A 12713-nucleotide genomic window follows, 5' to 3' on the forward strand; every position below is an offset into this window, starting at 1 on the left:
TTTGCTACACCCCTCCGCGTGTTGGCGCCTGGCCTCCCCCCCCCCCCCCCCCCCCCAGGGGGCCCCCCCCCCCCCCCCCGCTTCGTGTGCGGTCAGGCGTGCTTGGGCTTGCGGGCGACGGCGACGGCCAGGGTGGCGCAGAGGAGGGCGGCCAGGGTGGCGAAGCCGCTGATGGCGGGGAGGAGGCCGTAGGTCTGGACGAGGGCGCCGACGATGACGATGGGGAGGGAGCTGCCGAGGTAGACGATCACCCACAGGGCGCTCAGTTCGGAGCCCCGGCGTTCCGGGTTCATGGCGGCGACGGCGCTGGTGAAGAGGGAGCGGAAGGCGACGCCTTGGCAGGCGCCGCCGAGGACGCTGCCGATGAAGAGCAGGGCGGGGGTGCCGGTGTACCCGGCGGCGACGACCAGGGCGAGGCCGGCGGCCAGGCCGGTCACGCCGAGGGCGATGACCAGGCGGTCGGAGGTCGGCGGGACGATCAGCTGGGCGGCGGCCGAGGAGCCGAGCAGCAGGGCGGCCACGATCGCGCCGGTCAGGTGCGAGGGGGTGTGCAGCAGCTTGGCGGCGAAGGAGGGGGCCAGGCTGAGGTAGACGCCGAAGACCGCGTAGGAGATGAAGCCGGCCGAGGCGGCGAGCAGGAACTCGCGGCGGCCGGTGCGCGGCAGCCGCAGGCGCTGGGGGCGCAGGTGAGCCGGGGTGGTGATGCGGGGCGGGGACGCCGGCGGGCGGCTGCGGCCGGGCATCCGGGGGTGGACGACGGCCAGCGGCACGCAGAGCGCGAGCAGGGCGATGGCGTGCAGGAGGAAGGGTGTCAGCAGCGGGTCCGAGCCGCCGGCCAGCAGGGCGCCGACGACCGGGCCGAGTGCGACGCCGCCCGCCGAGCAGGCCAGGGTGAGTTTGGCGGCGAGCGTCGGGTGGTCGGGCAGCAGGTCGCCGAGGGCGGCTCCGGCGGCGCCGGTGGACAGGCCGACGGCTATGCCCTGGACCGCCCGGCCGACGGCGAGCTGCCAGAAGCTGCCGGAGGTGGCGAACACGACGTCGCCGGCGGCGGCCAGGGCGACGGCGGGCAGGATCAGGGCGCGCCGGCCGAGGTGGTCGGACCAGTGGCCGACCACGGCCAGCACCGGGACCAGGGCGAACACGTAGACCGTGAAGAGGATCGTGGTGTCGAGCGCGGTCAGGCCGAGGCGCTGCTGGATCATCGGGTAGATCGGCGTCGCCAGGTTGGCGCCGATCAGCATGAGCAGCAGAGCGGTCGAGACGAGGCCGACGCGGACGCCGCGCAGCGCGTTCCAGCGGCTGATCGCGGCGAGCTGGAGCTGGGCGCGCGGCGCGAGCTCCAGGGGAAGCAGGGCCTCCGACAGTCGGCGTCCGTCGAGCTGCGCGGTGCGCAGGCCGGAGCCGGCGGGGGAGAGGTCCGCCATGTGAGGGGTCTCCTGTGGCAGGGCGCCACCCGGGGTCGGCGGGGTGTGCCGGCACGCCCGTCCCTGAGGCGCTGTGGTGGTGGCCGCGGTGCGGGCTCCCTGGTGGAGCGGATGAGCTGAAGAACGGGGGCTTCGTCGCCCCGCGGCCCGTGCGGGGTGGTGCACGGTGCCACTGCGAAGGATAAGGCGTGGGCGCACGGAAACGCCGCGCGCCCCCGTGAGCGCCCCCGGAGGCCGGGCACCGGGGGTGCCCGGCCTATACGCTGAGGTGGTAGATCGGTACGCGGAGCTGTTCGAGCTGACCGCTGGCTGAGGGAGAGCACACAACGATGGCCGGACGACGTCGGAAGAACGCCGGGGCTTCGGCGGCAGAGGGTACGGCCGAGGCCGTGCTGCCCGCCGACATGGAGCTCCAGGACCTCTACGGGGCGTTCGCCGCGCACGGTCTGGACGACGAGGACCTCGACGACGCGGCCGTCCTGGTGCCGCCGGTCAAGCTGCCCGCCGACGAGGAGCTGGCCGAGCAGGCGAAAGCCGTCCCGATGTTCGGCTACGCCCTGGCGCTGGCCCGCTGGGCCGCCCCGCACCGCACGGTGGACGAGTTCGGCGACCTGGTCGAGGAGGACCGCGCCCCCGCGGCGCGGCTGCTGGGGCTGGCCCCGGCCGAGGGCGAGGTGCCGGAGGAGGCCGAGGTCGAAGCGCTGCGGGCCTGGTCGCTGGCCTGCGACCTGGACCTGGTGGAGCTGGGGACGACCGCCGCCGGGGAGCACGTCGCGGTTCCGGGGCCGGACCTGGAGCCCGTCGAGCAGGGGGACCCGGACACCGTCCTGGAGCTGTGGCTGACCGCCGCCGGGATCGTCCGGGAGCTGGCGGTGGAGGCGGACTCGCTGCCCGAGGAATCGGAGGAACCGGAGGAGGCGGAGCCGGCGGAGGCCGGGGGCGCCCCTTCGGAGGCGGGCTCGGAGGCGGGCTTGGGGGCGGCCTCGGAGGAGGGCGAGGAGGACGAGGACGGCCTGAACGAGGTCGAGGAGGCCCGGGACGCCGCCGCCGAACTGCTCGACGAGGCGCTGCAGGTGCTGTACGAGACCACCGCCTTCGCCGAGCCCGGCAACGAGACGGTGCCGCTGGGCGTGCTGGCCGCGCTGCTGGTGGTCCCGGAGGGCGAGGAACCGAGCGAGGAACTGCTCGGCGACATCACCGACGTCATGGTCGCGCTGGACCCGATGCTGGGAGACCTCGCCGAGCTGGGCCTGCTGGAGTACCGCCCGATCGACCCGGAGCTGTTCGACGAGGAGGAGGGCGAGGAGCCCGCCGTCGTCGGTGAGGAACCGCTGGACGAGGAGGAGTCGGCCCGCTTCGGGCTGGTCCGGCTCACCCCGCTCGGCCAGTACGGCATCCGGCAGTGGCTGCTGGAGGACGGTTACGACGCCCCGCTGGTCGGTGAGCTGGCCCAGGGCGACGCCGCGGAGCTGCTGCGCGGGGTGTGCGAGGCGGCCAACGTGCTGCCGGAGGAGGAGCTGAAGGTCTGGGTGGCCGGCCGGGAGCCGGTCGGGGCGGCCCGCGAGCTGCTGGCGGCCGCGCGCGGCGACGACGGGTACGGGCCGCTGCGCCGGATGCTGTGCGTCTCTGCGCTCAACCTGCTGGGGCCGGGCGCCGAGCCCGCCGTCCGGGAGGTGCTGGACGACCCGCAGCTGGGCGGCTCGGCGCGGGCCTGGCTGTCCGCGCAGGGCGCGCCGGACGTGCCGGCGCCCTCGCGGGCGATGGCGCTGTGGACGGTGGTCGACACCTTCGCCGCCCAGCTGCTGGACAACGGCGGTGACACCGAGCTGCTGCGCGAACTGATCACCGACCTGCCGGTGACCGGCGATCCGGTGGAGTGGTTCGGCGAGCTGTGGCGGGTCGACCACCCGTACACGGCGGACGTCCTGGAGGCGATCGGCGAGCTGCACCCGGACCGGGCGCTGGCCAAGGAGGCGCGCAAGGCGGCCTTCAAGGCGCGGTCCAAGGGCTAGGAATCCGGGCCGGGGGACTCGGGGGAGTCCCCGGGGTCCCCTACGGGAGGCCCCGGGGCTCCTTACGGGAGGTCCAGCGAGCCGTCCTCGGTGAAGGGGAAGAACGGGTTGTGGGCCAGCTCCCACAGGTGCCCGTCCGGGTCCTCGAAGTAGCCGGAGTAGCCGCCCCAGCTGGTCGGGACCGGCGGCTTGACCACGACGGCGCCGGCTTCGACGGCCGTGCGCAGCGCGGCGTCCACCAGCGCGGGGGACTCCAGGTTCACCGCGAGGGTGACGCCGCGGAAGGAGGGCTCGCCGGTGGCGGGCACGCCGGCGTCGGCGGCCAGTTCCTCGGTGGGGAAGAGGCCGAGCACGGAGTCGGCGGTGCGGAACCAGACGATCTCCGGGCTGGAGGCGGCGGAGCGCTTCCAGCCGAGGCTCTCGTAGAAGCGGGCGCTGCGGCCGAGGTCGGAGACCCCGAGGGTGACGATGCTGATCCGGGCGGGGAAGCCGGGCTCGTTCGGCGTGTTCTGTTCGGTCATGCGGCCAGCGTAGGGAGGGCGGCTGACAACCGGGAGTCTGACACGGCCACCGCCCGGGGCGGTGGCAGAGCTGATGACCCGACAGCTCCCGGCACGTAAGGTGGCGGCAGCGGTGCGGGCGCGAGGACTCGGGGGTGCGGCACAGGATGATGCGGGAGAGCGGCGGAAGGCCCCAGGAGCGCGACGGTGGAGGGTCTGGCCGGACCCGGCTGGGCGGGCAGGATCGTTTCGCCGACCAGGAGGAGTTCTCCCGCCGGGCGCTGTCCGCGCTCGACTTCCCCGTGTACGGCGTGACCGCCGGGCCGGCCCGCTGGGGCGAGGCACTGGCCGCCTTCGAGACCTGCGACGGCGACCTGCGCTGGGTCGAGGTGCAGTGCGGCGACTGGAGCTCCGTCGCCGGGCCGTACGTGACCGTGCGCACCTACCGCCCCGGGGCCGAAAGCGGCGAGCCGCTGCCCGAGCTGGAGGACGTCGTGGAGGACGAGCGCGACCGCGTCTACGAGCAGTTGGGCATCGACGAGGGCGACGGTCCGGGCCGGGTACGGGCGCTGCGCGAGTGGATCACCGTGGACGGCGAGCCCCGCGCGGTGGAGGTGCACGAGGACCGGCCGGTGGCCCAGGGCGGAGCGGAGCCGGCCCGGCCGGTCTGGGCCGGGCGGCTGCGGGTCGGCGGGCTGACCGTCACGGTGTGCGGGCGCGGGGTGGACCCCGGCGGGGTGGAACTCGGCCTGATCGGGGACTTCGAGCGCTACCTGAGCGGGCGCACCGACCTGCTGCGGGACCTCGCCTCCCGGCGGGCCCGGTGCGTGCCGGTCGAGGAGCGCGAACTGCCCCCGGTGATCGGGCTGGAGGCGCACCGGGAGCTGATCGCGCAGAGCATCGCGGAGACCGCCGCGATCGAGGCGCAGGTGCGGGCCGGGCGCACGCCGAGGCTGCCGCGCGGGCTGCGCGGGGACGCCTGCGCGGTGCGCTGGGAGGCGGCTGTGCGCCAGCAGATGCGGCTGGCCACGGAGACCCGGGAGGAGGCCTCGGCGGCGGTGACCTCGATGGTCAACCACCTCAACCGGCTGTCGCAGCAGACCCATTGGCTGGTCGGCACGCCGGCGGGGGAGGCGGCCGTGGAGGAGGTCGTGCGGTACACGGTGTTCGCCAGCGACGTGGCGAGCCTGCCGGCGCAGCGGGCCTGGGAGCAGCTGTGGCGGGAGCGGCCGGGCGGCGGGGCCGCGGTGTGGGAGGAGCACCGGCTGGCCGAGCAGCTCTGGCTGTCGGCCTGGGAGCAGTGGCGGGCGGGGTGGGGCTGACCAGGTGGGCTTGACCAGGCGGGGTGGGGCTGACCGGATGGCATGGGATGACGGGTGGGGCTGACCGGGCCGTGGTAAAGCATGAGCCAAGGGAAAGTCATCGGTCGGCAAACGGCCGCCTGCGCGTGACGCGGCCGTCATGCCGGGTTCACCCCTGCGGCGCAGTCTGCTGGGCGTCGACGACCCGCCTCGACGCCCGCCCACCCCTCAGGAGTTGCTGCCATGTCGCTGTCCCGCCGGGACTTCGTCAACCGTTCCACCCTCGTCGGGGCCGGCGTGCTGATCGCCGGCAGTGCCGAGGCACTGGCCAGTGCCCCCGGCGCGATCGCCGCCCCGGTCGGCGGTGAACTGCCGGCCGCCGGCGCCACCGGGACCAACGCGGCGGGCGGCGCCGCCATCGGGTACGGCGCGCTGGTGCCGGATCCGGCCGGGCTGCTGTCGCTGCCGAAGGGCTTCTCGTACCGGGTGCTCAACCGGGCCGGTCAGACCCGGCTGCGCACCGGCGAGTTCACCCCGAGCAACCACGACGGCACCTCCGCCTTCGAGGACGAGCACGGCGGCAACCTGATGGTGGTCAACCACGAGCTGTCCGGCGCCCGGGCCAACTGGCCGTACCCGGTGCCGCTGACCGAGGGGCACGTCTACGACCCGGGCGCGGCCGGCGGCTGCACCATCGTGCACGCCAAGCGGGACGGCTCGGTCGAGCAGTGGGTCGGCATCGCCGGCACCGCCACCAACTGCGCGGGCGGCGTGACCCCGTGGGGCACTTGGCTGTCCGGCGAGGAGACAGAGGACAGGGCGGGCAAGAACGGCTTCACCAAGGACCACGGCTACGTCTTCGAGGTCGATCCCTTCGACGACGACTACAACCGCGACCCGCAGCCGGTGAAGGCCTTCGGCCGCTACGCCCACGAGGCCGTCGTGGTGGACCCGAAGCGCGGCCACGTGTACCTGACCGAGGACGCCTCCAACCCCAACGGCCTGCTGTTCCGCTGGACCCCGCCGGCCGGGTTCCGGCACGGCCGCCACCAGCTGCGCCGGCTCGCCCCGGACGCCGGGACGCTGGAGGCCTTCAAGGTCTTCGACTCGCACGGCAAGCTCGTCGACGACCTCTCCCGGGCCACGGAGATCGGCACCGTCTACGGCGTGGACTGGGTCAAGGTCCAGGACCGCGACGCCCGGACCGTCTCGGTGCGCAAGCAGTTCACGGACGGCGAGGTCACCCGGGCCCGCAAGCTGGAGGGCATGTGGTGGGGTGACGGCGGCTTCTACTTCGTCTCGAGCTACGCCCGTTCGGAGAGCCCGCGGCAGCACGACGGCCAGGTCTGGTTCTATCACCCGGCCCGCCGCACCATCACGCTGAAGGTGCTGCTGGGCGTCAACTCCGACGTGTGGGGCGACCACGACAACTTCGACGGCCCCGACAACATCACCGTCTCGCCGTACGGCGGCATCGTGATCGCCGAGGACGGGGAGGGCGTCTCGCACCTGTTCGGCGCCACCGAGGACGGGCTGGTCTACCCGATCGCCCGCAACGAGCTGAACATCGGCACCGCCGAGAAGCCGGAGTTCAGCGAGTTCACCGGGGTGACCTTCTCGGACGACGGCGGGACGCTGTTCGCCAACATCCAGACGCCGGGCATCCAGCTGGCGATCACCGGCCCGTGGCGCCGGCTGAACGAGCACCAGCGCGGTCAGGGCTACGGCGGGTGAGCCGGGGCGTGTCCGGCGAGTCCTAGCGCCGGCCCGGCTCGTCGTGCTGCCCGCGGACTACTCGTCCGCGGGCAGCCGCAATTGCAGCATTGCCAGCAGCCGCTGCTGCGGCTGGGCGAGGTCGATGCCGGTCAACTGCTCGGCGCGGCGCACCCGGTAGCGCAGGGTGTTGGGGTGGATGTGCAGGGCGTCGGCGGCGACCCGGACCTCGCCGAGCGCGTCCAGCCAGGCGAGCACGGACTCGGCGAGCCGGGTGCCGTGCCGCCGGTCGTACGCGGTGAGCGCGGTCAGCCGCGGGTCGCGCAGGCCGGTGCGGTCCTGGAGCAGCGCCAGCATCTCGCTGACCAGCACCTCCGCCTGGACGTCGATCAGCGCCGCGACGTCGAGGTCGACCCCGCCGCGGCCCATCGCGTCCAGGATGCGGTCCGCCTGGGCGCGGGAGTCGGGCACCTGGGACAGGCCGTCGACGGTCGCGCCGATCGCGGCGCGCAGCGGGACGCCGAGGTGCTCCCGGGCGGCCGTGACCACCTCGGCCGCCCAGTCCCGCACGGTGGCCATCGGCAGGCCGGGCGGGAGTTCCGGCAGCAGCACGTAGACCCGGGACTCGATCGGGGCGAGCAGCGCGGTGCGGTGCCGGGCCGCGGTGTGCACCGAGATCAGGCCGGTGACGTCGGAGCGGTGCAGCGCCTCGGTGGTGTGCGCGCTGTACGCCAGCACGGTGGCCGGGCGGCGCAGGTCCAGCCCCAGGTGGGTGGCCAGCGACTGGGGGCCGGTGGAGCCCTCCAGCAGGCCGGTCAGCAGGGTCTGGGTGAGCCGAACGTCGGCCGACAACTCGCGGCGGCGGCGCACCAGTTGGGCGGCGGCCACCCGGGCGGCGCCGACCAGGGCCTGTTCCGCGTGCGGGGCCAGCGGCTGGGCGCCCTCCTGCACCCAGATGGTGCCCAGCGGCTGCGTCCCCGCCCGGATGCCGACCGCGAGCCGGCGGCGCAGGCCGAGCTCGGGGTGCGGCTCGACCGCGATCGGGGCGTCCGAGCTGCGCAGGTGCTGGAAGATGCCCCACTCGCGCAGCTTGGACAGGTATGGTTCCGGGCCCTGCCAGCCGAGGATGGACAGCCGGCGCAGGTCGTCGACCTCGTCGGAGTCGGAGGAGCGGGAGTAGGCGAGCACCCGGCTGGAGGTGTCCTCGATCGAGACGATTCCGCTGGTGAGCACGGCGACGGTCTGGGCGAGGGAGAAGAGGTCGCCGGCGTTGGGCTCGGGGGCGCCGGGCGCGTCCGGGGCGTCCGGGCCGGCGATGATCGCGCGGGCCAGCGAGTCCAGGTGCTCCCAGCGCGTCTCCCGGCGCACCGACAGCAGGGCGACGCCCGCGTCGGTGGCGGCCTCGCGCAGGGCGTCGGCCTGGCCGGGGCCGTCCAGCTTGACCGCGACGGCCGCCGCACCGGCCCGGCCGGCGGCGCGCAGGGCGGGCAGGGCGGCGCGGCCGCGGGCGCCGATCGCGAGGACGAGTTCGCCGGGGGCGGCGGTGGGCGGATCTTCCGGGTCGAGGATCGCGACGTCGCGGACGGGGACGTCCAACCCCTGTGGGGCGGCCTGGAGTTCGACCAGCGGCTCGCCCAGGGACATCAGCAGTCGGCGGAGCGGGAGACCGGGGATGGTCACTCCGGGCCCTCCTTCATCCGCTCGGACAACGCCGTGTGGTTGATTTTAGCCGGGCGGACAGCGTTGTGGTTCGTCACTCGGAAATAGTTGACTCTGACTATTCGATGTCGGATAGTCGGTACTGACCAAGAGATGAGGACGTCTCGTGGCGAAGCGACGCAAGGTGTCGAACCCGCTGGCCCTGGCGGTCCTGGCCGAACTCCTGGCCGAGCCGCTGCACCCGTACGAGATGGGGCGCCGACTCAAGGAGCACGCCAAGGACCGCAACATCAAGTACAACCGCAGCTCGCTGTACATGGTCGTGGAGCAGCTGCGGAAGGCCGGGTTCGTCGCCGAGCAGGAAACCGTCCGCGACACCCAGCGGCCCGAGCGCACCGTCTACGCCATCACGGCGGAAGGAAGGGCGGAGCTCTTCGACTGGATGCGCGAACTCGTCGCCGAGCCGCAGCACGAGTACCCCGCGTTCGGGGTCTCGCTGTCGCTGCTCATGGTGCTCCCGCCGGCCGAGGCCGTGGAGCTCCTGGAGCGGCGGCGGGCCGCCCTGACCGCCCAGGTGGCGGCCATCCGGGCGACGCTGCGCAAGGCCACCGAGGAGGGCGTCGGCTGGCTCTTCCTGATCGAGGAGGAGTACCGGATCGGCGGACTGGAGGCCGAGATCGCCTTCATCGAACGCCTCGTCTCACAGCTCCGGGAGCCGGACTTCGTCCGCTCCTGGCAGGAAGACTTCGGGAGTCTGCAATGAGTGCACCGCGTACGTCGAAGAAGGCCCTGGTCATCGGCGGCGGCATCGCCGGCCCGGTGATGGCGCTGGCCCTGCGCAAGGCCGGCATCGAGGCCGAGGTCTTCGAGGCCTACCGGACCTCCGCCGAGGGCATCGGCGGCACGTTCATGATCGCCCCCAATGGGCTCGGGGCGCTCGCCCTCGTCGGCCTGGAGGCGGAGGTCGGCCGGATCGGGCAGCCCGTCGGCCCGATGGTCATCGAGGACGGCAAGGGCGGCGTGCTGGCCGAGTTCGCCGGCCTCGCCGACCTGCCGCGCGGCCGGCTGATGCGCCGCGCCGAACTGTACGAGGTGCTGCAACGGCGGCTCGCCGAGACCGGCATCACGATCCACTACGGCAAGCGGCTGGTCGGCACCGAGGAGGGCCCCGACGGCATCACCGCCCGGTTCGCCGACGGCACCAGCGCCACCGGCGACCTGCTGATCGGCACCGACGGCACCGGCTCCACCGTCCGCACCCTGATCGACCCGGCCGCGCCCGCCGCCCAGTACACCGGGCTGCTCGGCATCGGCGGCTACAGCTCCTACCGGCTGCCCGGGCGGGCCGGTCGCGGCGAGTCGGTGCACTTCGCCAACGGCGCCCGCGCCTTCTTCGGCTACTGGGGCCTGGCCGACGGCAGCGGGACGGCCTGGTTCAGCAACATCCCGCAGCCCGAACAGCTCTCCCCGGAGCAGGTCCGGGCCGTCGACGCGGCGCAGTGGCTGCGCCGCTGCCAGGAGCTGCACGCCGAGGACCTGCCCGCCCGCGAGGTGCTGCGGATGGCCGACCCGGAGACCATGGAGACCTTCCCGAAGCTGGAGATCATGCCCTCCGTGCCGCACTGGTACCGCGGCCGGATGGTGCTGGTCGGCGACTCGGTGCACGCGCCCTCCAACAGCTCCGGCCAGGGCGTCTCGCTGGCCGTCGAGAGCGCCGTCGAACTCGCCCGCTGCCTGCGCGACCTGCCCGACCACACCGCCGCCTTCGCCGCCTACGAGGCGCTGCGCCGGCCCCGGGTCGAGAAGGTCGCCGCCGACGCGGCGCGCACCAACAACCAGAAGTCCTCGGGGGCGGTCGGGCGGATGGTGTTCCGGCTGCTCGCGCCGATCGCCATGCGGACCTTCATGAGCCCGGAGAAGATGCTCCGGCCGGTGCACGGCTACCGGATCGACTGGGAGCAGCGGGTGGTGCCGGTGCCGGTGCCGGTGCCGGTGCCGGGGGCGGGGCGGCACGGTCGGGCCGCCTGAACGGGGCGCCCGAGCGGATCGCCTGACGGGGCGCCCGGCGTCCCGGCGGGCGGTCGTGACGGGCGGTTGTGACGGGCGGTCGTGACCGCCGCGTGACCGGTTTCGTCGGCGCGGACAACGCCGTACGGGGGAATTTAGCCGCCCGGCCAATCATGTGGCCGGGCGGGCAGGAATAGCGTTCGTGCTGTGGCCGGCGTGCGACCCGCGCCGGCAATCCCCCGCACTGAACGAAGGAGAGCGTGCGCTCTATGGACGCTGTGACCCAGGTCCCCGCGCCGGTGAACGAGCCGGTCCACAGCTACGCCCCCGGCAGCCCGGAACGGGCCCGTCTGGAGGCCAAGCTGAAGGAGCTGGGCGGCCAGGAGCCGGTCCAGCTGACCATGACGATCAACGGTGAGCGCCGGATGGGCGGCGGCACCGAGATCCACGTCGTCCAGCCGCACAACCACGCGGCTCGGCTCGGTACCCTGCGCAACGCCACCCAGGCCGACGCGCAGGACGCCATCGACGCTGCCCTGGCCGCTGCCCCGGCCTGGCAGGCGCTCTCCTTCGACTCCCGCGCCGCGATCTTCCTCAAGGCCGCCGACCTGCTGGCCGGCCCCTGGCGCGAGACCCTGGCCGCCGCCACCATGCTCGGCCAGTCCAAGACCGCCCAGCAGGCCGAGATCGACACCCCCTGCGAGCTGGTCGACTTCCTGCGCTTCAACGTGCACTTCGCCCGCCAGATCATGGCCGAACAGCCGATCTCCTCGGACGGCGTGTGGAACCGCAGCGACCACCGCCCGCTGGAGGGCTTCGTCTACGCGATCACGCCGTTCAACTTCACCGCGATCGCCGGCAACCTGCCGACCGCGCCCGCGCTGATGGGCAACGTGGTGCTGTGGAAGCCCTCCCCGACCCAGCAGTTCTCCGCGCACCTGCTGATGCAGCTGCTGGAGGCGGCCGGCCTGCCCAAGGGCGTCATCAACATGGTCACCGGCGACGGCCTGGACGTCTCCGCCGTGGCGCTCAAGCACCCGGCGCTGGCCGGCATCCACTTCACCGGCTCCACCGCCACCTTCCAGCACCTGTGGCGCGAGGTCGGCAACAACATCTCGCAGTACCGCACCTACCCGCGGATCGTCGGCGAGACCGGCGGCAAGGACTTCCTGGTCGCCCACCCGTCCGCCGACCCGAAGGTCCTGAAGACCGCGATGACCCGCGGCGCCTTCGAGTTCCAGGGCCAGAAGTGCTCGGCGCTGTCGCGGGCCTACGTCCCGGCGTCGCTGTGGGCCGGCCTGAAGGACGAGTTCGCCGCCGAGGTCGACGGCCTCACCATGGGCGACGTCACCGACCTGTCCAACTTCATGTCGGCGGTCATCGACGAGCGCGCCTTCGCCAAGAACAAGGCCGCCATCGACCGCGCCCAGGCGGACCAGCAGGTCGAGGTCCTGGCCGGCGGCACCTACGACGACTCCGTCGGCTACTTCGTCCGCCCGACCGTCCTGGTCTGCCAGGACCCGGCGAGCGAGTACTTCAAGGACGAGTACTTCGGCCCGATCCTGGCCGTGTACGTCTACGAGGACGACGAGTACGACGAGATGCTCGCTCAGATGGAGTCGGTGTCGGCGTACGGCCTGACCGGCTCGATCATCGCCCAGGACCGTACGGCCGTCGAGCACGCGATGGAGAGGCTGCGCTTCGCCGCCGGCAACTTCTACATCAACGACAAGCCCACCGGTGCCGTCGTCGGCCAGCAGCCCTTCGGCGGCGGCCGGGCCTCCGGCACCAACGACAAGGCCGGTGCCAAGCAGAACCTGGCGCGCTGGACCTCGACCCGGTCGGTCAAGGAGACCTTCGTCCCGCCGACCGACTACCGCTACCCGCACATGGGCTGACCAGCCCTGCTGCCGACCAGCCGGTTCCTCCCGTAGCCGCCGGTCACCCGCGACGCCCGGTCCCGCAGCCGGGCGTCGCCCCCGCCGGGGGGGGGGGGGGGCCCCACCCCCCCCCCCCCCCCCCCCCTCTCTCCCCCCTTTGAACACCAACCCTCAGCGGCACAATGCTCCCTTTCGTTCTTCTCTCTGCGTCCCGGTT

9 protein-coding genes are annotated in these 12713 nt (G+C 73.6%); 6 read left to right on the forward strand and 3 right to left on the reverse strand.

Annotated elements, in window-relative coordinates; genetic code table 11:
• Window positions 1–92: 92 nt before the first annotated feature.
• The gene (locus ACZ4WV_RS21640; protein WP_465749057.1) at window positions 93–1424 is read right to left on the reverse strand and encodes an MFS transporter; all 1332 of its coding nucleotides are present in this window, start codon (window positions 1422–1424) and stop codon (window positions 93–95) included.
• Between the two features lie 329 nt (window positions 1425–1753).
• Between ACZ4WV_RS21640 and ACZ4WV_RS21645 the strand changes: the two genes are divergently transcribed.
• Window positions 1754–3436, forward strand: coding sequence for a hypothetical protein (locus tag ACZ4WV_RS21645; RefSeq protein WP_465749059.1), 1683 nt, complete (start codon window positions 1754–1756; stop codon window positions 3434–3436).
• A 62-nt stretch (window positions 3437–3498) separates the two neighbouring features.
• On the opposite strand, the gene ACZ4WV_RS21650 is transcribed toward ACZ4WV_RS21645, so the two are convergent.
• Window positions 3499–3957: a VOC family protein gene (locus ACZ4WV_RS21650; RefSeq protein WP_465749061.1), complete on the reverse strand. Its 459-nt coding sequence runs from the start codon at window positions 3955–3957 to the stop codon at window positions 3499–3501.
• A 134-nt stretch (window positions 3958–4091) separates the two neighbouring features.
• On the opposite strand from ACZ4WV_RS21650, the gene ACZ4WV_RS21655 reads away from it, so the two are divergent.
• Window positions 4092–5258: a hypothetical protein gene (locus tag ACZ4WV_RS21655; RefSeq protein WP_465749063.1), complete on the forward strand. Its 1167-nt coding sequence runs from the start codon at window positions 4092–4094 to the stop codon at window positions 5256–5258.
• Window positions 5259–5480: 222 nt separating this feature from the next.
• Window positions 5481–6971 carry an alkaline phosphatase PhoX gene (locus ACZ4WV_RS21660; protein WP_465749065.1) on the forward strand — a complete coding sequence of 497 codons (1491 nt, stop codon included), beginning with the start codon at window positions 5481–5483 and terminating at the stop codon, window positions 6969–6971.
• A 57-nt stretch (window positions 6972–7028) separates the two neighbouring features.
• Here ACZ4WV_RS21660 and ACZ4WV_RS21665 read toward each other — a convergent pair whose 3' ends face one another.
• A complete protein-coding gene (locus ACZ4WV_RS21665; RefSeq protein WP_465749067.1) occupies window positions 7029–8630 on the reverse strand; it encodes a PucR family transcriptional regulator in 1602 nt (533 codons plus the stop codon).
• 145 nt (window positions 8631–8775) lie between these two features.
• On the opposite strand from ACZ4WV_RS21665, the gene ACZ4WV_RS21670 reads away from it, so the two are divergent.
• The 3 genes from ACZ4WV_RS21670 to pruA all read left to right on the forward strand — a co-directional run bounded on the left by ACZ4WV_RS21670 (window position 8776) and on the right by pruA (window position 12514).
• Complete coding sequence (locus tag ACZ4WV_RS21670) at window positions 8776–9372, forward strand: PadR family transcriptional regulator (RefSeq protein WP_465749069.1); 597 nt, start codon at window positions 8776–8778, stop codon at window positions 9370–9372.
• Window positions 9369–10637, forward strand: a complete 1269-nt coding sequence (locus tag ACZ4WV_RS21675; RefSeq protein WP_465749071.1) for an FAD-dependent oxidoreductase — start codon at window positions 9369–9371, stop codon at window positions 10635–10637. Before ACZ4WV_RS21670 ends, ACZ4WV_RS21675 begins: the two co-directional genes overlap by 4 nt.
• A gap of 248 nt (window positions 10638–10885) precedes the next feature.
• A complete protein-coding gene (pruA, locus tag ACZ4WV_RS21680) occupies window positions 10886–12514 on the forward strand; it encodes an L-glutamate gamma-semialdehyde dehydrogenase (protein WP_465749073.1) in 1629 nt (542 codons plus the stop codon).
• Window positions 12515–12713 lie beyond the last annotated feature (199 nt).

The organism is Kitasatospora sp. NPDC029312, assembly GCF_055569215.1.

What these genes read in the sequence shown, in the direction of transcription:
- ACZ4WV_RS21640 (WP_465749057.1), bottom strand. Translation starts at nt 1,424, where the DNA reads ATGGCGGACCTCTCCCCCGCCGGCTCCGGCCTGCGCACCGCGCAGCTC.
- ACZ4WV_RS21645 (WP_465749059.1), top strand. Translation starts at nt 1,754, where the DNA reads ATGGCCGGACGACGTCGGAAGAACGCCGGGGCTTCGGCGGCAGAGGGT.
- ACZ4WV_RS21650 (WP_465749061.1), bottom strand. Translation starts at nt 3,957, where the DNA reads ATGACCGAACAGAACACGCCGAACGAGCCCGGCTTCCCCGCCCGGATC.
- ACZ4WV_RS21660 (WP_465749065.1), top strand. Translation starts at nt 5,481, where the DNA reads ATGTCGCTGTCCCGCCGGGACTTCGTCAACCGTTCCACCCTCGTCGGG.
- ACZ4WV_RS21675 (WP_465749071.1), top strand. Translation starts at nt 9,369, where the DNA reads ATGAGTGCACCGCGTACGTCGAAGAAGGCCCTGGTCATCGGCGGCGGC.
- pruA (WP_465749073.1), top strand. Translation starts at nt 10,886, where the DNA reads ATGGACGCTGTGACCCAGGTCCCCGCGCCGGTGAACGAGCCGGTCCAC.